The 21291-nt window shown below is 54.0% G+C and carries 15 protein-coding genes; 3 read left to right on the top strand and 12 right to left on the bottom strand.

What is annotated here, in order from left to right; all coding sequences use genetic code 11:
- Nucleotides 1-13: 13 nt before the first annotated feature.
- The 3 genes from V0Z78_RS03790 to V0Z78_RS03780 form a co-directional block, all read right to left on the bottom strand.
- Nucleotides 14-376 (bottom strand): hypothetical protein, encoded by a 363-nt coding sequence (locus tag V0Z78_RS03790; protein WP_336343291.1) that lies wholly within the window; start codon nucleotides 374-376, stop codon nucleotides 14-16.
- A gap of 1394 nt (nucleotides 377-1770) precedes the next feature.
- Nucleotides 1771-3315: a flippase gene (locus tag V0Z78_RS03785; protein ID WP_336343290.1), complete on the bottom strand. Its 1545-nt coding sequence runs from the start codon at nucleotides 3313-3315 to the stop codon at nucleotides 1771-1773.
- A gap of 5 nt (nucleotides 3316-3320) precedes the next feature.
- Nucleotides 3321-4934: an alkaline phosphatase family protein gene (locus V0Z78_RS03780; protein WP_336343289.1), complete on the bottom strand. Its 1614-nt coding sequence runs from the start codon at nucleotides 4932-4934 to the stop codon at nucleotides 3321-3323.
- Between the two features lie 127 nt (nucleotides 4935-5061).
- Here V0Z78_RS03780 and V0Z78_RS03775 point away from each other — a divergent pair, with 127 nt between their 5' ends.
- Entirely contained in the window at nucleotides 5062-6435 is a 1374-nt protein-coding gene (locus V0Z78_RS03775) for a sulfatase (protein ID WP_336343288.1), read from the top strand.
- A gap of 9 nt (nucleotides 6436-6444) precedes the next feature.
- On the opposite strand, the gene V0Z78_RS03770 is transcribed toward V0Z78_RS03775, so the two are convergent.
- From V0Z78_RS03770 to V0Z78_RS03735, 8 genes are all read right to left on the bottom strand, one after another.
- Complete coding sequence (locus V0Z78_RS03770; RefSeq protein ID WP_336343287.1) at nucleotides 6445-8193, bottom strand: hypothetical protein; 1749 nt, start codon at nucleotides 8191-8193, stop codon at nucleotides 6445-6447.
- Nucleotides 8194-8329: 136 nt separating this feature from the next.
- The gene (locus V0Z78_RS03765) at nucleotides 8330-9253 is read right to left on the bottom strand and encodes an alkaline phosphatase family protein (protein ID WP_336343286.1); all 924 of its coding nucleotides are present in this window, start codon (nucleotides 9251-9253) and stop codon (nucleotides 8330-8332) included.
- Between the two features lie 19 nt (nucleotides 9254-9272).
- The gene (locus V0Z78_RS03760) at nucleotides 9273-10547 is read right to left on the bottom strand and encodes a glycosyltransferase (protein WP_336343285.1); all 1275 of its coding nucleotides are present in this window, start codon (nucleotides 10545-10547) and stop codon (nucleotides 9273-9275) included.
- Nucleotides 10537-11577 (bottom strand): DUF354 domain-containing protein, encoded by a 1041-nt coding sequence (locus tag V0Z78_RS03755; RefSeq protein ID WP_336343284.1) that lies wholly within the window; start codon nucleotides 11575-11577, stop codon nucleotides 10537-10539. Before V0Z78_RS03755 ends, V0Z78_RS03760 begins: the two co-directional genes overlap by 11 nt.
- Complete coding sequence (locus V0Z78_RS03750; protein ID WP_336343283.1) at nucleotides 11574-12554, bottom strand: hypothetical protein; 981 nt, start codon at nucleotides 12552-12554, stop codon at nucleotides 11574-11576. Before V0Z78_RS03750 ends, V0Z78_RS03755 begins: the two co-directional genes overlap by 4 nt.
- A 13-nt stretch (nucleotides 12555-12567) precedes the next feature.
- Complete coding sequence (locus V0Z78_RS03745; protein ID WP_336343282.1) at nucleotides 12568-13638, bottom strand: glycosyltransferase family 2 protein; 1071 nt, start codon at nucleotides 13636-13638, stop codon at nucleotides 12568-12570.
- Nucleotides 13639-13908: 270 nt separating this feature from the next.
- Entirely contained in the window at nucleotides 13909-14913 is a 1005-nt protein-coding gene (locus tag V0Z78_RS03740) for a DUF1616 domain-containing protein (protein WP_336343281.1), read from the bottom strand.
- Nucleotides 14914-15030: 117 nt separating this feature from the next.
- A complete protein-coding gene (locus V0Z78_RS03735; protein ID WP_336343280.1) occupies nucleotides 15031-16350 on the bottom strand; it encodes an O-antigen ligase family protein in 1320 nt (439 codons plus the stop codon).
- A 305-nt stretch (nucleotides 16351-16655) separates the two neighbouring features.
- On the opposite strand from V0Z78_RS03735, the gene V0Z78_RS03730 reads away from it, so the two are divergent.
- Nucleotides 16656-17621, top strand: a complete 966-nt coding sequence (locus V0Z78_RS03730; RefSeq protein WP_336343279.1) for an NDP-sugar synthase — start codon at nucleotides 16656-16658, stop codon at nucleotides 17619-17621.
- A gap of 12 nt (nucleotides 17622-17633) precedes the next feature.
- Here the strand turns inward: V0Z78_RS03730 and V0Z78_RS03725 are convergent, their stop codons facing one another.
- Nucleotides 17634-19718: a transthyretin-like family protein gene (locus V0Z78_RS03725; RefSeq protein WP_336343278.1), complete on the bottom strand. Its 2085-nt coding sequence runs from the start codon at nucleotides 19716-19718 to the stop codon at nucleotides 17634-17636.
- Between the two features lie 111 nt (nucleotides 19719-19829).
- Between V0Z78_RS03725 and V0Z78_RS03720 the strand changes: the two genes are divergently transcribed.
- A complete protein-coding gene (locus V0Z78_RS03720) occupies nucleotides 19830-21290 on the top strand; it encodes a DUF58 domain-containing protein (RefSeq protein WP_336343277.1) in 1461 nt (486 codons plus the stop codon).
- Nucleotide 21291 lies beyond the last annotated feature (1 nt).

Genomic DNA, 21291 nt, shown 5'->3' with positions numbered 1-21291 from the left:
AGCCGTCGCTGTTTCAGTCTGGAAAAGAAACGTCGATATGGCTGAAGACTGCGTCTCTTCCAGACGAGCCAAAATCAGAAACAGGCAGAAAGCCTAAATCCAAATCCTCGGTTTCGATCCGTGCAACTAGTCGTATCCATGCAATATGATTATCATCCGGTTGTAGGTCGTAATCAATGGCCCCAGTGAAATCGGTATCAATCTCTTCAGATTCAAGCACTCCACTGCCGATAACCTGCTGAAACATCGCGGTTGATACATCTTCGCTGGCGTTGCGGTTGCGTACGCGGAGAAAGAGTGCAACACGAGTATCTGCCAAGAGTGGGGATTCGAGAATTCCTGATAAGCTTCCAGCCGTGCTAAACTCGGCAGCCATTGGGCCATCTCCCCGTGGGACGAAATGGATACCAATGTCTGCTATGTAACGTACAACTCCAACCCCAGATGCTACCTCCACTAATGCTTCTGCCTGATTATCGATCGTGTTAGTGTTTGCGAAGCCATCAGCTAATGTCATTCCATCATCGACGTTTCTCAGACTTCGTCCAAAGTTCGCGTGTAGAAGTCGCCGATTCTCCCCGAGCGTGATCTCGTATCGGTGTTCGGCACGAGCTGATGTAGATAGGACACTGGGGAGCGCTACACTCCCGAGACCGATACCCGTTGCCCTCAAAAACTGCCGTCGGTTCGATACGCCACTCTCGTTTACATTTTTCGCTTGATCTTTTTGCATTGATGCAAGTGTTGTAACAACCCCCTACTACATATATTTTCGTGTATATCAAATATTATATTCAACAAGCGATACGAGATCGACAGCGACGACCCTTGAGACGGAATCAAGGACCTCGAACGCCTGTTCTCCCGGTTCGCGGTTGTCCTGATCGACCAATCGACGGCGATCACTGCGGCCGAGATCACCACTGGGCTGCAGGATCGGGGCGAGTCGTTACACGACCTCCACGACGTCTATATCGGTGCGATCGCTCGTACCGAACGGCTCGCCGTTCTCACCGCGAACGTCGATCACTTCGAACGAATCGGCGATGTCCAGGTCATCGACTGGAACGCGTTCTGAGAGAGAGCATCCGTAGACAGACGATAGTATTGCGGCAGAAGTTTGATGATAGAGAAATCTACGGTCTGCGCGCCAGCCTCGTAATATCGAAGACGCGACACACGCGTCAGCTCCCGTTAACCGGCGCTGATGACCAAGTACGTCCGTTGGATTCACGACTAACCGCTCGATCAAGCGCGGGGGTCGTTCCGAACGTCCGTAGACAGGTCTCAGACACGATCACAGGGAAGCAAATTCGCCGATAACTGTGAACCCGACCGGAAGGCGTTTCGACAACGGTGATGTAGATTACGACGAGCTTTTCGACGAACTGGTGACGAATGACTCGGTGTTCGCCGACAAGAGCGCGTTCGATCCGCTGGTCAAGCCCCACAAGATCGTTCCTCGACCCGACCCGACCAGGAGTGGGCACTGGCGACGATCCTCACGGGAGGAGGGCTATCTCCCGTCGGCGATCTTGGTGTACGGACCGCCAGGGACGGGCAGGATGCTTCACCACGAGACGACTCTACCAGGGGTTCGCCGCCCGTTACGCCGAGTTCGGCATCGAGTATGTCAATTTCAAGAAATGTCGAACGGTCTTCAGCGCGGCCAACGAGATTCTCTTCGCACTGGGTTCGAAAGAGAGTGCAGGGCCTGATTAGCGAGATGGATAACTATGAAAGATCGAGACGAGCACACAGATATAGTCGTTAATCCTGCTCCTTCCGCGTTGTAGAATCCTCGTCCGGAATATAATTACGTAAAAACGGTATTTCGACACCCATCTTTTCTTCAATGATATCTATTAGAGCTATATCTCCCGATTCAAACCCACCGATAAGGGCTACAGTCATTATAGAAAGAACACCAATGAGGACACCGGTCAGGACCATGCTCAAGACCGAGGTCGGCAGTATATATTTCATTAGAAATCCAGAAGGTATGAAGATGACAGGTAACGAAATAAATACACGTGTTGAGTGATAGCTGAATGGCGTGATGTCGAATTTATGCAACAAAAACAGGTAGACGACTACATTGAGAGCAATGAAGGATACAGCCGATGCTACTGCCGCGCCGATAAACCCATAGCGAGGAATCAGAATTAGATTCAAGCAAATATTGACAGAGAACGCAACGAGGTTGGAAATGAGAATGAAGTTCGTTGCTCCAAGAGCGGACAGCGTCTCCCGATTCCGTCCAACTGCCGCATTTGTGAAGAATCCAAGGGCTAATACAGAAAGTGCAGCACCACCGGCACCATATTCGCTTCCAAAGATGATTGAGATAATTTGACTAGGAAATACAAGAAGAATCACAAAGGCAGGAAAAGCAGCCATGAAAATCCACTTCGTCGTTATGGAGTATACGTCCTCAACGGAGCCATCGTCGTCTTTGTCTACACGTGATGCGACTGGAAGATACATATAACCGAACGCACTCAGAATAACCGTTAGTGAATTCGCAAGCGGATACGCTGCGTTGTAAATTCCGGTTTCAGCCGACGTTCGAAAGTAGCCCAGCATCAGCGTATCCGTTCGGGTTAGTAATATCGTCATAATAGTTGAGACGATCAGCGGAAATGAAAACATCGCCATTTCTCGTATATGTAGGTGAAACTCTCCCCTGAGAGAAAACAAACGATTCAGATAAAAATAAACGAGAAAGGCCATTGCAGCCAATGCGACTACGTATGCGACCCCAGTTCCGAACAAGGAGATTCCTGATAACAAGAAGAGTACGATCAGACCGATTCTGATAAGTGGATACCCAAGATCCTCGGTCAAGACCTTGTATCGGGTATTTTCCATCCCCCGGACTGCAGCGACGCCAATAGCGAACATGACGTAGAGAGGTATCGCGAGGACGAACATGTAGAACATCGGCTCTGCATCCGTCGTTTCGAAAAGCCGCGGGATGAGAACAGGTGATCCAAGTATGAGAATGCCAGCAATGGCCAGAGACATCATAAGTGAAATACAGACACCGGTGAGCCATGCTCCTCTGATATCACTAGAATCGGTAAATCGAGCCATAAACCGTGGAACACCCTGCTGGAGACCGGCAGCACCAATAGTTGAGCCCAGTGTGAATACTGCCAAGGCGATGCTAAACTCGCCATACGCGCTGGGTGAGAGCAGGCGTCCGACAGCAACCCGCTCGGCTAACGTCGCTATCGAGCTGATGATTGCCCCTGCGAAGACGAGCACCGCGCTCGATAACAATTTTGAAAGGTCGTCCGAAGATGCACCCATGAGATTTAGAGATAACCGAGGTCGCTCAGCCGCTCCGTAACTTCATCCTGGTCTTGTTCGTATGAGTCGTCTGATCCGACCGCTACATCTGGATAGGAATCGTGAGTGATCTGCGTTTTAGTTAACTGATTGGGAACCGTCCCAGTCATCCGATTCGGAATCGGCTCCCTGAGAAGGGAGAAAACGAGCGGTGCGACGTCGGTCAAGGCGAGGCCGTCACTTTTCCAATCCGTTTTCAGATCAGGTCCCGATGCAATGAAAACTCCCGTTGGCTTGTGATCAAAGGTGTCTGCAGAAAGCATCGTCTCACCTAAGAGCGTCTCTGATACCTGATGGTTCATTTCTTTCGTTCGGAATAAGATGTCACAGGCGTCTTCCGCATAGGGGCCTTCATACAGTTCTTCACGACGACAGACGAACTCAAAAACGGGTTCATCGTCAGTCGTGGTAAGTCCAGACAAGACGTCGATGATATCGTTACGGATAGTCTCGTACTGGCTCTGAGGTACAACCCCCTGAGGATCCCTCCCCTCGAGATTAATTCGTATACCTTGTTCAGATGGGCGGCGACAGTAGGCACGGGATGATCGCCAGTCAACACCTTGTTGTGCGGCGTCCTGAACGCTATCGGGAACGACGCGTTTCAACTGATCTCCCAGCCCGAACCGCTGCGCCAGTTGATAGACTCTTCCTGGAGTAATTCCCATAGACTGCATGACCCGTGCAAGTGGTTCAGCAGCACCGGTGGAACCGTCTGTTTCCGGGGTACCACTCTCATTTGTTTTGATACTATTTAGATCATTAACAGTGGGACTTGAAGACGGTTCGACGTATCCTTCCCGCCGGAGCAGTTCGTTGACATAAACCTGTTTGCCCGTTACAGGCCCGATACCATGATCCGAGCAGAGTATCACGTTTGGCTTTTCATCGCACGCATCGATCACCTTGCCGACGAACTCGTCAGCGGCTTCGTAAATGCGTCTGAAATCCGTAACTGATACGGAGTTGTGGAATACGGCGTCCGTCTTCTGTACCTGAATGAAGCCGAAGTCCCACTCTCTGGTTCGGAGAAGATGAGCGGCTGCAGTGCCCCGTTTTCTGATCAGGGATTCGTAGCCGTCGATCTTCTTCTCGGAGTCGTCGCTAGCTTCGAATTCCGAGTAGATATCATACGATTCGCCGAGTTCGTTGGAGAGTTCTTCGCGGATGTTCGAAGGATAGCCATCAGAATCGGCCGGAGCTAGATATCCCGGGATGAGAATACCATTTATCTCATCTGGTGGATGAGTAATAGGAACGTTAAGAACGATACTACGGCGGCCGAGTTCCGTGAGATAGTTCCAGATCGCGGGTGCCCTGACATTACTGCGTGTAATGACATCGGCTTCGTCAGGATAGGTGTTAGAGTAATCAAAGAAATCATACACACCATGGTAGCTCGGATCGACACCGGTGTACATGGACGGCCATGCACTACCGGTCCACGTTGGATGCGTAGATTGGAGAGGAGCCGCTACCCCGTCGTTCCTAACTTCTTCGATATTCGGAAGATCGAACTGGTTCAGGTACCGAAAATCCACCCCATCAAGACCGATAACAAGCGTTGGCATCTGGTCCATTTAGATACGATACAGCTGTCGTGAATCGATTTATTTCTTTCTGAATTAGCTCATTGTTCGATTCGTTTAATATGTGCTTTTCCTAAATAGAAAAAACTAAGTCACGTAGCGATTATAATTTCCCTAAATGCAGGATGTTCTCTGGATCACACTTGAAAGCGTTCGCCAAGATCGAACGTCAATGGGCGGCCATGATCGCGACACAACGCCAAACATAGCTGACCTCGCCGCTAAGGGGGCGTCATTTGATCGGTGTTATTCACACGATATTTGGACTCGTGCCTCAAGTGCATCAATTCTAACAGGTCACGCCTCAAGTGCCCATCGTACCTGGTCGAACGACGCATCCTTACCGGAGGCGATCACCACTATTCCAGAGACGTTTCAGAAAGCAGGCTATCGAACGGCCTGTGTCTCACCGAACCCACAGCTGAGCGTGGAAACAGGACTTGCTCGTGGATTTGATGATTTCCACTACTTAGCGCGTGAGACACTTCTGAACGAGGTATCTCTTGCTGATTTGTCACGATGGGGCATTAACTATCGTCAACATACAGGCGGATTGACCGCTGATGGAGCGAAGCACTGTCTAGGCTATCTCGAGAATCAAATCGCAAAGGGTCACATCAAGGATGCCGCACGTAATGACGAATCACTATTCCTGTACGTCCATCACGGCGATACCCATCATGCCTACTCGCCACCTGTAGCGTGGCGAGAAACATATATTGACGAGATTGAATTTTCAACCAAAGATGCACTCAGAATGGCGCTATCAATGTCTTCCAATATTCATGAAGATATTGCGGCTGGTCTTCCCTATTCAGAGGATGAGTGGGACGCGCTACTCGCCATGTATGACGCTACACTCGCCTATGTCGATCAGTTAGTTGGAGATCTGGTCGAGTACGCACAGAGCCAGCTTCAAGATCCTATCATCATAATCACATCTGACCATGGCGAAGCTTTTGGTGAGGATGGCCTCTTGGCACATATGCTCGCTGGAAACTCAGCTATCGCAAACATTCCAATGGTTATCAACGGAATCAAAGATCTACGTGGGGACGGTTTGATCCAGCACGCCGACGCAATGGCAATGCTCTGTGCCGATCTCGAAATTGATGCTACAATTCCGATAGGATCCGACATCCGAGAGGACGAGCGCACGTTTGCGGTCACGCAACACGGACCTGAGCGAGCAGAAAAGAAGCTAGAAGCATTGCTGAGTCACAATTCTGCGTTTGACGTCAATCGTTATCCTCAAGGCATCGTAACGGATCTCTGGACCGAGGACTGGCGTTATCAGCAGAGTGGGGGGCAAGCTAAACTGTTCAACCTACCCGACGAAAATATCGTTGATGACCAGCCAGAAGCAGCCGAATCACTGAAGTCACTGGTTAGATCATGGATGGAGGAGAACGGTCAACCCGTCGGTTCAACCGGTGCCGCCGAATTTGGTGCCGAGCAAGAGCAGCGACTTCGAGATCTTGGTTACTTATAGATCACACCACTATCCCCTCCCTTCATCAGATGGATCTGGGTTCTCTGCTCTCACAATATATAACTCTGCACCGCCAGAGTCCCTAACGCGATCAATATGAGGGGATCTATTGAGATACTCAAAGTCGTCTTCGGTCCATCTCAACTCCTTGTGTAAGGATATCTCCCGAGCATAATCGGAATCAGCAACAAGGAGATACCGGTTCCCATCGTAAGCAGTGTGTAATTCCTGGTCATTGAAGTTATCTGGTACTGTTGGTGTACCCTCAATCGATCGATCGTACTGGATAGGTTCACGGTCTGCCTGACCATATTCGGCATCAACGACGCGTTCAACTGGTGTTCTGACTTGAATAAATGGATAAGAGCGATCACTATACTCAAACGCACTCGTGTATCCGGCATACTGAGACTCTGTAACGTGTCCACCAGCTTGCTGAATATACGGTGAAGGGTAAGCTACTGGTAGAGAAAGTAATAAAATGGTACAAAATAACGCCGCGAGACTAACTCGAACGAGACGCTCTCGACTAAGCGAAATCTCGGATAACAGGTAGATGGCACCTACCGCACCGATGAGCGTGGCAACGAGAGCAACAAAACCCATATAACGCGTATACTGATTCACCCGGCCCGCTATGGCAAAGACAGCGATCATCAGAGTGAGTGGAACCATACTTAGTGCAACGCCAATCGTCAGGATATCCCGCCGTTGATAGGCATATACCACCCCGATAAGAACAAGTCCCCCAAAGAGAAGATACCGGCCACCAATTCGCAACCCGATCTCAGTAAGTGATCGTCCGACTTCTTCAAGGGATGCTCCGCGGACCTGCGTCTGGTCAGCCCCGACGCCAAGAATCAGACGGGCCATCAGCCCCCGAAACGCATTAGTAAACTGGTCAGACGAAAAGACCCACATTGAGAACGCAATCCCCAACGCTAATGTGAACTGGGTTGTGTGTAGTTGTAGGCTAGTCTGGTATCGGTTGGACGTGATCCAAGAGACAAGTCCTATTGAGAGTACAATGATGAGTAGGTTGAGTGCTTGCTGAGGGTGGTATAGTAGTATTGCACCGGTAACTAAGGGTGTGATAATCTTATAAGCGTTTCGACTGATTGACATTTGTAGATAACACCAAATTCCAAAAGGTAGAAGGAACATTGTTACTGTTGTGGTATGTGGTCTAATCCAGCCACTGACGGGCTGTAAGGGGAGTAAAAGAGCAGCAGATGCAACACCAACTGCAAATGACCCTTCTTGCGGTATTAACTCACGCACAAGTATACCTGAAAATAATAACCAAAGTACTACTGGGAAAGCCATTATAGAGAGAAGAATCGTTCGTTCGCTTAGGCCGGAAACGCTCGATAGGACGGCAGTTAGAATATGCAGATATGGATAGAGGAGGCCAGTTGGCTCTATTGAACCGTCGGAGATTTGACGTGCCCATCCTAAGTGGGTAAGTGGATCTGCGTTTCCATGGAAAAAGTAACCTCTGAGAAGAGGAATAGAAACGAACAACACGATACCAGAGAGTAATGCGATAATCGAAACTATCCGAATAGTGTGATTGGCAGAGATGATCGCTCCGATAATACCAGATATCAGAAGTGCACCGATCAGTAGCCACGTAATCATCGGTGTTGCAGAATAAATTGAGAGTTCGTAGCTAGTTGCGATACTTCTCTGTGTTGAGATAATAATCCCAGTGACAAAAAGGCATATAACTACTATGTATGCTTTCAAAACACGCATTATTCCTGTGTTCTCCTTGGAGTATAAAGTTAATTTGGTTTTGAAAGCGATTTACACAGACTCTATGAGTTCCTATTAGAAATGTATTTTAGATCAGTTTAATGATTAGCATGTTACAACGAAGATCACGACGATATTAGACGTAACCGAGATCCTTCAGTCGCTCGTTGACGGTGTCTGTATCAACCTCGTCGCTTTCGGTCGGTCGTGATCCGGAAGTTATTCTCCTCCGACCTTCCGACTCGACGACGAACCACGGGACGGTAACCAAATGGTCGTCATACACCCCTGCTGGGTGGCCCCATTCTCGGATTGGAAACGGTGAACAGCGTTCTCCAAGCATGTTACCGTGATCCGAAGTGACGACGATCTTACCATCGATTTGAGCGCACAAATCAGAGACGGAATCAAGCGCGAGATCGAGGTTATGTCGGTATGGCGGCCAAACGTCGTCAGCCTCCATATCGATCCGACCCCTTATACGCTGCTCCCAGATATCGAATTCCGAAGTGTCTTCACCAAATCCTCGAGTGCCTTCGTCGACAGAGGAGCCAATGAACGGGTAGTGAGGCTGCATGTAGTGGACGATATGGCGTTTGTTTGGGTAACGCTCGTGCGCTTCAAGACCTGCAGCAGTCATGTCCTCAGGTCGTACGGTTCCCTCTTCATCGTCCCATCGATCGGTATTCCAGACGTTCTTGACTGTGTGGAACTCAACGTCTATTTCGTCACGATATCGCTCCAGCTGCGGGGACGCAGTCGTGTAGACCGTATCGCGAATCGTTCGATCCTTGAAATTTCCTCGGAGGAATTCCGAAGTATGTGAAGAGCGAGACGTCCGTGTCTCTAACTGACCAGAAAGTGTGTTCTGATCTTTAAACATGTCGTATCGGCATGCGTCGAGAATAATCAGGGTATCCCAATCTTCTTCAATCACATCGGCTCCTGCTCGATTGTAGCCAGGTCCGTACCGCTGCGAATAATAAATCCTGTTTGCCTCGCGAATGAAGATGTTCGGACTCTCAATACCCCATCGCAGGCCGCGTTTGATTTGATCCATTGAGTACATACGAATCTAGTTATGTATTGACTTCTGATGGCGTTCGTTTGGTTATTGATTCGACGTCGCTTGAAAGCGAATCTACATACACGTTACATACGTGGTGAGCGATGGATTCCCATGTGAATCGACTCGCGTATTCAAGGATTTGCGCTTCGTTCCAATTACGTTGCAGCGCTTTTTCTAGTTGTTTCTTTAACTCGCCAGTTTCTCCGGGTGAACATAGTAGACCATAATCCTCGGATACGATCACCTCGTCTACACCACCGACGTTCGTCCCCACGTACGGTTTTCCACACCCGAGAGCCTCAAACAGTACGGTTGGATTCCCTTCTGAATTACTCGATAACGCGAAGATATCACATGCGTTCATCCAGAGGTGAAGACGGTCTTCAGGAATGAATCCGAGTAATTCCAAGCCGTTATCTGTGTCCATTTCCTGCATTTTCGACTCTAATCGTTCTTTTTCGCTACCCCGACCACCAATGGCACAAAGTATATTTTCATCGGAATCTATCTCAGATACCGCTTCGATCAGCATATCGAAGTTTTTCCGTGGAAGTAAAGCGCCTAACGAAAAAATCACCTTTGTGTCCATACTAATACCAAGCTGTTCTCGTGCAGTTTGCGTATCCAGTAGCGGGTAGCGTTCTCTTGAGTATCCATTTGGAATGTGATACACGGAATCATTGAGTTTAGAGAGAGGTCTGCAGTCCTTCTTATTGACTCGGATAAGAGCGTCTGCCCGTCTCAATCCTCCATGGATCAGTGAGTTATCCGATTCAAGATAAGAAGTTAGACGAGATTCGTTCTCGTGAATGGTCGTTACACAGGGAATGCCGAGATCTTCAGAGAGTCTACTACCAGCATAACCGGCAGTCCACGCGAAATGTGTATGGATAAGATCGAAGTCTACTGAATTAGCATCCACCTGCCGCTTTACTGCTCGGTAGTGTTGTCGACCGAGATGGCGGTACCAGAAGTCAAGGGGTAGATACGTGAGCGGAGTCGTGTGAACATAGACGTTTTCAGGACTTTCTTCTGCGATTCGGTCGTGCGTTCCGTTCTTTTTTAGTGTTTCACTGTCAATAAATCTGCTTAAATCCGTGAATCGATTGTATCGAGCATAGACATGGATCTCGTTGACGAATTTAGCGATCCGGTCAATCTGCTCCTTCGTGAAGTGGTTGTACCGATGAGAGATGACGAGAACGTTCTTGTCCTGGAGGGTTTGATGCAAAACATCCTCCTTGTAGTCAGGTGGTGCGTAGGAGTCTAAGTCTTCACCGACCATTTTCAGCCACCTCCATAGTATGTGTAAGAATATACTCAGTCGTGTCTATTTTTTCGCTGAGCAACTTTTCCCGTCGTTTTTTCCAAAGAGCCGAATTGTCCTTCTGTAGGATCTCTAGTGATTTCTCTAGACCGCGAGCGTGTCTGTTTGTGTCGGCAAAATTAAAAACTAGTCCATATCGACCATCTAATTCGTCAGTGTATCCACGCTGAGTCGTTGAAACGAACACTGCGGGGGTGCCTAAAACCGCACTCTCAGCCGCCATAGTCGCACTTTCCCCGATAAGAAGGTCCGCAAAATGGAGGAGATGATGCATCTCTTCAATACCAACGTTTGATTTATACTCATCTAATTTGTCAGGCAATCGTAGTTCAGATGTGATGACGACCTGAGCGCCCGTACTTTCAAGCCGTGAAATGATGTCTTCAATATCATCAAAGCCGGTCTCGCCGACGTCATGGACTGCTTCCCAGGAGACAAGTCGCAAGACCACTATCTGATCGTCTTCCTCCAGATCAAATTCGTCAAGAACGCTCGGATCCGGTTCAAACCAATTCGGATGGAGATACGCCAATTCGTGATAACCAGGATATGAACGTTGACGCGGACCGAGATCACGCTGAAAACAATCGGGTGTGTGAATCTGGTGTGAGAACGGATATGTTAGCTTCTTCACGACCCAGGGTTTGGGTTCCGTATCTTCGAATACGAGATGTGGAATATCGAGAAGTGAGGCAACATGCGCAGCAGCGGGATTGAATCGACTGAGAACGATGTCTGGATCGACGTTCCGATAATACTGAAGAGATGCGATTTCCCGCTGGGGCCATTCAAGTAGTAGTGGAAGCTGTCCACTACGACGCCGGGATAAAACCGTGTGATCTATCCCGTAAATGGAAAGCAGGTCCGTAGTGATATCCTTCTCTCGAGAGCAGACAGCCACGTCATGGCCGTCGTCTTCTAACTCCTTTATTGCGTTCCGAAACAGATGCACGTGAGCGGGGTGGGTTACGTCAACAAGTACTCTCATTTGTAACCTAGATCCGCCAACCGATCATGAATCTCTTCTTCATTGACGGAGTCTATTTGAGACTCCGGATCATCGTGAGTGATTTTCTTTCTGGACGAACAATCAATAGATAACCATGGGACGGTGACGAGTTCTTTGGCATGAATCCCGGTAGGATGGCCATACATTTCAAGATTGAATGGGGTCGCCGTTTCACCGATCAGATTCCCATGATCAGATGTGATGACGGTTTTACCTTGAAGTGTCTCTAGACCAGGCTGAATTGCATCAAGCACGATTTCAAGGTTCTCAACGTAGGCATCCCACACGATAGATTTAGGAACCTCACCCGATTGTACCATATCCCATATCGTTTTATGATCGCGATCGGCCGTTTCGTTATTGGCTAGCCTCTTAGACAGCTCGAACCCGGCATGTCCTTCGAGTTCGTTCTGACCAATATCGCCAATGAACGGATAATGTGGTTGCATGTAATGAACGATAAGACGTTTATTAGGGTATTGCTTCTGGGCATCAATAGCAGCCTGTGTTACAGGTTCTGGCCGAACGGTCCCTAGATCGTCGTCCCACTCTGATTCCCAGACGTTAACAGTTTCATAGAACACATCGGAATCAAGGCGAAGGGTTACCTGTGGGTTGGAGGTCACATAAACGGTATCGTGATATTGCTTTCCTTTGAACGTTCTCTGTAGGAATTCAGGTGTAGAGGATCCTACGGAAATCATCTTTTTCAGATCACCGTCAATCCAGTTGTACTCATTAAACATATCGAACCGGCACGCATCTAATATCAACAAATTATCCCAATCTTCAGACATATAATCAGTACCATTGGGACCGAAGGCAGAGTAATAGGGCTTGAGAGTCCCGGAGAGAGCAGTGCGTTTTGCGAATGGGACTGCTTCATCCCGCCACCAATCTTGGTTGTTCCAGTTATCCTTTGCAACGGACAATGCGAGTTTGTAATCAATGGCCATATCTAACTACCTGTCATTCTCGTACTTGGACTTCTCGACTCTCGTTGGCCTGCATGTCGAACAGCATCGCGAACATTAGGAACATGCTACCCATCGTGAAGATCATCAGACTGAGCGAGGACCGAACGAAGAACGACTCGGTCCCAAAGAGGCCTACGTACACAGACCATCCTCCACCTACCATACCGAGCGTAACCATCGCGGCTCCGAAGTAGTAGAACAGCGCAAGCGGATGGAAGTCCAGTACGAGATATCGCGTCTTCAGCCGCCAGAGGAAGTTCTTCAGGAGCATTCCCGATACCTTCCGGATGTACTCCGGATATTTGATGCTACTCTCTTCCTCGCCGTAGATCGCGGGCAACGCAACGTCGGCTACACGCATCCCCTTTGCGTTGAGCTTCACGAGGAGATCGTTGCAGTAGCCGTAGTACTCGTACATGTCCTCGATCTCGGCGTTATCGAGTGCCCGATGGGAGATAGCGGTATACCCGTTCTGTGGGTCCATCGTCTTCCAGTAGCCGCTCGCGATCTTCGTCAGGAAGGTGAGAATCGAATTGCCGAAGAAACGCCATTTGGGCATGTTGCTCCGATAGTCGGCGTACAGTAACCGGTTACCCTTCGCGTAGTCGGCCTTCCCCTCGACGATCGGATCGAGGAGGGTCGTCATCTGCGAGAGATCCATCTGGCCGTCGCCATCGACGGTGACCGAGATGTCCACTTTATCCTGGAGTGCAGCGAGATATCCCGTCTTGATCGCCCCGCCTGCGCCGCGGTTCTCGCGGTGCTGGATCGGAACGACCCGGCCGGAGAGGCCGTGGACCACCGCTCGTTGCTCAAGCAGCGACTTTGTACCGCCGTCAGTCACGGCGGTCTCGAATTCCCCGCTAGGAGCTTGCGTCTTTACCCGCTCTTCTTCGGCACTTCGAACGGTAGCTTGTATCTCCTCCCACGTTCCGTCCGTCGAGCAGTCATCGATGACGTAGATCCGGTCGACGAACTCCGGCATATCCCGGATGACGTTCCCAATGAATCCTTCCTCGTTGTATGCCGGAACGATGACGCTGATCGTATGTTCACGGTACATTGATTGTCCCCTCCAACGATGTCGTCCAGTTCCGAGCGGCCGGCTTTCCAGCAGAGATCTCAGTACGAGATCTCGAATCATTATTATTCACTAACATCACTAGCTCCAATTCTATTCTGATAACTACATTGAATCTACTTATATTTGTATATTCCTCATCATTTCTTGTCCCATCATATTGACAATCGTCTTGGTTGAAATATGGCACGGGGAAACAAAGTTAGTGAAGATACACAAAGTGAGAGGGACAACCGTTCCGAGGACATGCAGTTATTCGACGTCGATCCAAAGGTGCAGGTCGCGATACGCGTTCTCTCGGGTCGGCTCCGCAGGTACCTCCCCTTCGTAGAGCAGGAAGTTCAGTCGGAGGTTCTCACCTGCCATCGTCGGCGTGATCTGATACTCCTCTTGCCACGTCTCGTCGTGCTCAAGCGTCGTACTGCTTTGATCGAGTTCCTCCCGTTCGACCACTTCCGTCTCATTGCCCTCGCCTTCGGTTCGCTCAAGCTGAACCACCACGGTATACTCAAGGGTCTCGTACTCGTTGTTCTCGATGCCCAGAATCACTGACTCGGACTCACCCTGGGTGAACTCCTCGGGATAGCCTGATGCGACGAGTGCACCGTTCTCGTCCTCGGTGAGCAGGTAGAACTCGGAGAACTGCTCGCCCTGTTGGGGAGCCGCCACTGCGAACCCGACGCTTCCGAGCGCGAGGACGATCGCTAGCGCGAGCGCGACGTTGAGCGCCGCATCGACTCGATCGTCGGGGTCGAACACCTCCGTGCGTCCCGCAGTGATCCACGCAGAGTACGGCACGGAAAAGCGTTCCTCAGGCGGCAGCTCCCACCGTCGAAACGCCGCAATAACGGCGCATCCAATCGTAAATCCACCGACGCTTAGGATGATCGGTGTAAGGCGGATACCCCAAGGCGTGAAGTTCAGTAGCAGACCGATCAGCGGAACGATCGCGATGCTCAGTCCGAACGCGAGCGCGACGCGTTCGATCCCATCAATTCCGCGATCCTCGTCCGCCGTCTCTTCATCTCCGGTAATCGTACCCCCCTGTTCAGGAAACAACGCGGAGACGAAGGCGTACCCCGGCACGAAGAGCACGAACGGCAGTCCGAACAGGATCCGAAGCGGCGTCTCCCGAACGAGCGGAAGGGAGACGACCAGACCCGTAAGGAGAGTGAGAACGATTACGGCCGTGAGGTCAGCCGGAAACCGACGGACGGGCTTCGGTAATAACAGCCACCAGTCGCGATCAGACGCCATAATCTACGGTTCTATTCGGGAGGTAAAAAGCCGGTCGACTGACGCGCGTCGTCTTCCGATCGAGCCTGACGTACCCGTTTCCAGACACGAACAAAGGCCTGTACTTGGCTGCAGGCCTCAGTTGGTTTCCTCCGTCTCACTCGAGGACTCGATACCGTCGTCTCGAACCGAAAAGACGCGGCTAAGAGTTCGTTCCACCACAGGAGGTCGGGACGAGTGTTCCGAAGCAGTGGACCGTACTCGCCCGTGCTCCCTCTTCGGATCGGGCAGAAGCATGAGGCCGGTGACCAGACCGAGCACGACTGAGGAGGTACTCAAGCCACCGAGAATGAGCGACTCAAAGAACATGTACGTGAAGACGCCGGCCGCGGTGCCGACGACGAATCCCGTCCACTGCGTCCACCGGTTTCTGATCCCGCAGCCGGCCGCGTAGATCAGCGCTCCGAGATAGAGCATTCCGGCGATCACGCCCGTATGAAGTAGTACCTCGATGTACGAATTGTGAGGGCCAGTGTACCCCCCGATCTCCGGACCGGCATCAACGAATCCGATCCCCCACAGCGGATCGAGCGCGAGTCGCTCAAGCGAAAGCACCCATCGATCCACACGAGACATGAGGGTGGTCTGCATCACCTCGGAGAAGTGTCCGACCCGGATCATCGCATAGATCGCGGCGACCGAAGCCCCCACGCCGACGAACGACAGTATCCGGTTGCGACCGGACAGGACGAGAACCGAACCGAGTCCGAATCCGAAGATCGCGGCGTCACCTTCGCTCATGAACAACCCGAGGAGACACAATCCGAGGGCGGCGATCCAGATGAGTCCTCCGCGAACCAGAACCGTATACAGCGCAGCGAGACTTCCGATCATCATGAAGAAGCCGTACGTATTGGGATTAGCGAACACGGAAGGTGTACGGATAGCGTAGAGACCCATCACCTCCTCCCCGACCCAGCTGTACTCTATACCACTCGTGTGGAACTGCCAAAGCATCAGCACGCCGATTCCCATTACGAGAACGGCAAGTAGCGTGAGTCCCATCGCGAAAGACTGGGGACGGTCCGCAACGAATCGGGGGAGGACGACTACGGTCGCAAACACGGTAATCGGGGTTACGAAGATGTATTGCAGCAGGCTCGGATTTGGCAAGTAGAGGTAGTGGACCAGAAGACCGACCCAATACCCACCGAAGAGGACGAGAAACGCGGAATCGATCCTGATTCGGATATCGGCGAACAGCACACCGTATCCGATGACGAGACAGAGCACCGCCCCCGAAACGAGATATCCATGAAAATCCGAAAGAAGCCAGGTCGTCGGAGCGATGCTCGCGGCGATCGCGAGTACGGCAAGCAAGGGATAGTGGAGGGGGACGGCGTCCTCGTTCGAGGACGATCGACCCCAGAGGTACTCCCTAGATCGCGAACCACTCATGTTTCCTCATTTCGCTATACGGCATATCATTGTTTGCAATACCGTCCCTACTTCATCTATAATTCAAGTGAGCGTTAGTGCTTCCCGTGGTCTCCGACGAATACGAACCACTCAACCGTCGAGAGGAGTGGAGTTTCTACGCATAGAACCTATCGACGAAAAATCTCGACTACGATTGAGCCTTCGCTGCTAGCTCTATTTAAGGGAGTTCTAGAATGATCGTCCTTTGACCTTCGAATTTATGTAAAATATGAAATGACACTGAACAAAGCCATTTATGCCGATATGGCGAATAAGCATGTCTAATGAAAGCGATCGTACTCGCGGGAGGGTATGCAACGAGACTCTGGCCGATTACGAGACATCGTCCGAAGATGTTTCTCCCGATGGGGGAGACGACCGTCATCGATCGAATTTTCGCCGAGCTCGAGGACGACGAGCGGATCACGGAGGTCTTCGTGAGCACAAACGAAACGTTCGAGGAGGAGTTCGCCGCGTATCTCGAGGAGAGCGAGTTCGAGAAGCCGACGCTGTCGATCGAGGGGACGACGAGAGAGGCGGAAAAGCTCGGCGTCATCGGCGCGCTGGCGGAACTCGTCGAACGGGAGGAACTCGACGAGGACACGCTGGTCATCGCCGGGGACAACGTCATCAGCTTCGATCTGAGCGAGTTCATTGACTTCTTCGAACGGAAGGGTGATCCGACGCTCGCCGCCTACGACGTCGAAAACCGCGAGCAGGCCAAATCCTACGGGCTAGTGGATCTCGACGGCGATCAGGTGACGGCGTTCCAGGAGAAACCCGACGATCCGAAGAGCACGCTCGTCTCGATCGCCTGCTATGCGCTCACCGCCGAAACGCTGCCTCGGCTGGACGAGTATCTCGAGGGAGGTAACAACCCCGATGAGCCGGGATGGTTCATTCAGTGGCTCCACGAGGACCAGCCAGTATATGCCTACACATTCGACGAGGCGTGGTTCGACATCGGCACCCCCGAGAGCTACCTCGAGGCTCTCGAGTGGCACATGGACGGGGAGAGCTACGTCGCGGACGGAGCCGTGTTAGAGGACACAGAACTCGGAGCGAACGCTCACGTCCTCGCCGACGCCGAACTCCACAACACGACGATCGAACACTCCGTCGTCTTCGACAACGCCACGATCAAGGACAGCGAGATCGACCACTCGCTCATCGACCGGGAGGCGCAGGTACGATCGGCACGACTCGACGGCGCGCTCGTCGGCGAGCACACACGACTGTACACCGAGTAAGCGCCGACGGCGTCAATCTGCCGTCCGTTCCGAGCGCGATCGAGACCCCTCGATCAGCTGTTCGGCCGCCGAGATGACCGTCGTGGCGGCGTTCTGGTGGATCGCGCCCGGCGCGAAGGCCGCGCGTTCGAACTGTTCGGTGATCGAGAGCAGCGTGTTCCGTTCCGCATCGTCGAGTCGGGACTCCGTCTCGTTGTAGAACTCCCAGTGGGTCCAGCCCGGAACGTCTTCGGTCTCGAAGTGGTTCCGAACGGCGACGTAGGCCAGTCCAATCGCCCGGTTGGGGTCGCCCTCGCCGAGACGCTCGCGAGCCAACTCGAGGAGGACCCCCGGCGGAACGCGTCCGGAACGCGAGTCGGCGCCGTCGGCGTCCTCGACCGTCTCCCGAGCGACGGCGGGGGTCGGCCCGCTGGGGCGCTCGCGCCGTCGCTGATACGCCCAGAGAACGAGTAGCACGCCGAGCCCGCTTACGAGCAGTCCCGGCCACCAGACCCAGTCGAGGAGCGTCCGCGCGATCGAGAGGCCCGAGACGGTGTCGGTTGCCTCGGCATCGGCGACGTTCGTTCCGGCGCCGTCGTACACCGCCGTGACCTCGGCGGTACCGTCGGCCCTCGGCGGCGCGTCGACCGTCGCCTCGTACTCGCCAGTCTCGTCGGTCTCGACCGTTCCCACGGTCGTTCCGTCGACAAGGATCCGGACGGGCTGGTTCGCGACCGGCCGGTCGTCGGCCGTCGCGAGCCGGCCGGACGCCGTGATCGTCTCGCCATCGTCCGCCCCCGTCGCCGTCAACGAGAGCTGGCTCTCGGTCTCCTCGATCGTGACCGAGCCAGTGGTCTCGGCCGCGGTAAGCGCCTGCCCGTCGAGCGGGAGGGACGCGCGGACAGTGACGTCGCCGGCGGCCACCGCGGCGGGGATGGTCCCGGAGAACTCGAAGGTACCGTCGGCCCCGGTGGTGGTCTGTCCGATCCGCTCGCCGTCGGCCGTGATCACCACGGGAACGCCGGGCGCGCCGATCCCGTTGACGCCGACCGTCCCGGCGACGGCCAGTTCGTCGCCGAATGCCGCCGGCTGCGACGGCGGCTCGATCGTCATCTCCGGCTGTGACTGCTCGACGGACACTGGGACGGTCGTGCTAGCACTCGCGTACGCGGAGCTCGGCGCCGGTCGATACTCGATCTCCAGGGACGTCGTATTGAGCGGAAGTGCCGTCGGCCGGTAGGCGAAGGCGAACTCCCCGTTGGCGTCGGTGGTCGTCGTGACCGTCTGTTCGCCGATCTCGAACGCGACCTCCTGGTTCGCGATCGGCTCGCCCTCGGCGGTCACGAGTCGTCCCTCGGCTTCCAGCGGCTCGGTGAACGAGATCGCCTCGTTCGCGGCAGTGACGGTCAGCTCCGTCGCGACGAACTCGACCGTCTCGACCTCCGCCTGCTGGGAACGCACGTCCTCTTGCGTCTCGTCGACCGCTCCGCGTTCCTCGGAGAAGTCCCCGCTGGTCGTCTCATTGAGGTTCTCGTAGTTCTGCTCGAGTTCCGCTCCAGTCTCGTTGATCTCCTCGGACTGGCGCTCGAGATCACGTGCGAGCTCGCGGGCCCGCTCGTCGTCGCCGGCCTCCTTCGCCTGCTGGTACTCCTCGTACGTCTCCTGGTACTCCTCGTTCGCGTCGATGAACTCGCGTTGGTTCTCGCCGGCCTCCTCGAACTCACGGGCAGCCTGTTGATCGGACTCGCTGTCGGTCTCGCCTGCGACCTCGACGTACCGGCTGAGCTGTTCGTTATAATCGTCGCCGACCGCCTCGCGCGCCTGGTCGTACTCGCCCTGGCTGACCTCGACGGAGCTCTGCTGTAACGACGAGGAGAGCTGCGCGGAGAGATGATCACTCACGCCCGACAGGTCTCCCTCCTCCTCAGCCTCGTCGGGGTGTTCGTGCCGCGGGCCGTCGCTGTCGCCGGTGGCGTTGTCCTCGCTCGGCGAGGACTGCTGGAACGCGGGATCGGCGGTCGAGCCGGCCGCGGCTGCCAGTCCAGGACCCGCGAGCGACGCCAGACAGAGGAGCACGACGACGGCGGCGACGCCGCCACGTTGGCCAGCCGGAGACACGTTGGATTAGCCGTACTCGGCCGGGCATTAAAATACTGTTCGACTGACGTCGCCCCATCTCTCATCGGACGATCAGTAGCTTCAATTACCCGGCCTGTCAGTACCGAATTAATGGACGGCACGCGCCGCTACTGGACCGGAATGGGACTGGCGGGAGTCCTGGCTGCGGGTGCCGTGCTGACCGTGCGGCCGCTGTTGCTCGTCGGTTCGGCGATGATCGGCGCGTCGCTGCTCGTCCACCAGTACGCCTTCATCCGAACGCTCGCGCGGACCGTCGACTACCTCGAGGTCGAGGAGGCCACCAGCCACGAGTCGATCATCGCCGACGAGACCACGGTGAACACCCTTCGCGTCACCGACCCGATGGGCTCGCCGCTGGAGTTGACTGTCGAGTCCCGACCCCCGATCGCCGCACGAGCCAGCGGCGATCGGTCGGTTCGGCTCGGCGCCGCCCAACGGGAGGCCCGGACCGCCTTCGAGGTGACCTGGCCGGTTGCGGGCTCGTTCCGGTTCGACCCGCCGCGCTTAGAGGTGGCCGACCAGCACAGACTCTTTCGCGCGCGCGTGCCGATCGAACCGGACGCCGCACCGTCGATCACGGTCGAGCCCCGTCGCCCACAGGAGATGCACGTCGGCAGCGGCGGCGAGCGCCTCATCGCCGCGTACGGCGAGCACGAAACCGACATCGTCGGTTCGGGAATCGAGCCCGACGTCCTCCGCGAGTACACCAGCGCGGACGCGGCGAACCGCATCGACTGGAAGACGACGGCCCGCATGCGAGAGCCGTTCGTCCGGGAGTACGAGACCGAAACGGACCACGCGACGGCCCTCGTGATCGATACGCGTGACGCAATGTCACAGGGACCCCCCGGCGAGACGAAACTCGACTACGCCCGCCAGCTCGCCCTGGCTCTCACAGAGAACGCTCACGCGTTCAACGACCCGCTCGGGCTCTACGTCGTGACCGAGGACGGCGTGGCCGACCAGGTGCGCCCGGCCTCTCACCGCCAGCAGTACGTCTCCATCCGGGAACGGATCCAGGAGCTCGAGCCCATCGAGGACGTATCCGAGACGTCCCATGAAGAAACGGCGGCCGCCATGCGACAGGCGGCGACGCAGCTGGCCGACGACTCCGCGTTCGCCTCGCGGCTTCGACCCTACCTCGAGGAGACCTCGGCCCAGATCCAGCAGATCGACCGCGACCCGCTGTTCGGGACCGTTCGGTCGTACATCCAACCGCTTCATGGTTCGCTCTGGACGGTCATCATCACCGACGACACCCACCGGGCCGAACTCCGGGAGACGGTCATGCTCGCGCGCCGAGGCAACGACCAGGTGCTCGTCTTCCTGACGCCGAGCGTCCTGTTCGAGGAGGCCGGCCTCTCGGACGTCGACAACGCCTACGAGCGCTACCTCGACTTCGAGCGGTTCCGCAAGCAGCTCGCGAAGATCCACCGCGTCTCGGCGTTCGAGGTGGGGCCCGGCGATCGGCTCGACACCGTTCTCTCCTCGGGCGCACGAGCGCACAGGCAAGCAACGCGAAACACCGCGTCGACCTCACCGAACCAATGAC

Origin of the sequence: Halalkalicoccus sp. CG83, assembly GCF_037081715.1 — an archaeon.
GTDB classification, from domain to species: Archaea; Halobacteriota; Halobacteria; order Halobacteriales; family Halalkalicoccaceae; genus Halalkalicoccus; species Halalkalicoccus ordinarius.
Note: the sequence above shows the minus strand (reverse complement) of the source record. Positions and strands in the feature narration are given on the sequence as shown.

Excerpts from the sequence above, each read along its gene's own strand:
- V0Z78_RS03790 (WP_336343291.1), bottom strand. The coding sequence starts at position 376 with ATGGCTGCCGAGTTTAGCACGGCTGGAAGCTTATCAGGAATTCTCGAA.
- V0Z78_RS03735 (WP_336343280.1), bottom strand. The coding sequence starts at position 16,350 with ATGAGTGGTTCGCGATCTAGGGAGTACCTCTGGGGTCGATCGTCCTCG.
- V0Z78_RS03780 (WP_336343289.1), bottom strand. The coding sequence starts at position 4,934 with ATGGACCAGATGCCAACGCTTGTTATCGGTCTTGATGGGGTGGATTTT.
- V0Z78_RS03730 (WP_336343279.1), top strand. The coding sequence starts at position 16,656 with ATGAAAGCGATCGTACTCGCGGGAGGGTATGCAACGAGACTCTGGCCG.
- V0Z78_RS03745 (WP_336343282.1), bottom strand. The coding sequence starts at position 13,638 with ATGTACCGTGAACATACGATCAGCGTCATCGTTCCGGCATACAACGAG.
- V0Z78_RS03740 (WP_336343281.1), bottom strand. The coding sequence starts at position 14,913 with ATGGCGTCTGATCGCGACTGGTGGCTGTTATTACCGAAGCCCGTCCGT.
- V0Z78_RS03770 (WP_336343287.1), bottom strand. The coding sequence starts at position 8,193 with ATGCGTGTTTTGAAAGCATACATAGTAGTTATATGCCTTTTTGTCACT.
- V0Z78_RS03720 (WP_336343277.1), top strand. The coding sequence starts at position 19,830 with ATGGACGGCACGCGCCGCTACTGGACCGGAATGGGACTGGCGGGAGTC.
- V0Z78_RS03760 (WP_336343285.1), bottom strand. The coding sequence starts at position 10,547 with ATGGTCGGTGAAGACTTAGACTCCTACGCACCACCTGACTACAAGGAG.
- V0Z78_RS03750 (WP_336343283.1), bottom strand. The coding sequence starts at position 12,554 with ATGGCCATTGATTACAAACTCGCATTGTCCGTTGCAAAGGATAACTGG.
- V0Z78_RS03755 (WP_336343284.1), bottom strand. The coding sequence starts at position 11,577 with ATGAGAGTACTTGTTGACGTAACCCACCCCGCTCACGTGCATCTGTTT.
- V0Z78_RS03765 (WP_336343286.1), bottom strand. The coding sequence starts at position 9,253 with ATGGATCAAATCAAACGCGGCCTGCGATGGGGTATTGAGAGTCCGAAC.
- V0Z78_RS03785 (WP_336343290.1), bottom strand. The coding sequence starts at position 3,315 with ATGGGTGCATCTTCGGACGACCTTTCAAAATTGTTATCGAGCGCGGTG.
- V0Z78_RS03775 (WP_336343288.1), top strand. The coding sequence starts at position 5,062 with ATGCAGGATGTTCTCTGGATCACACTTGAAAGCGTTCGCCAAGATCGA.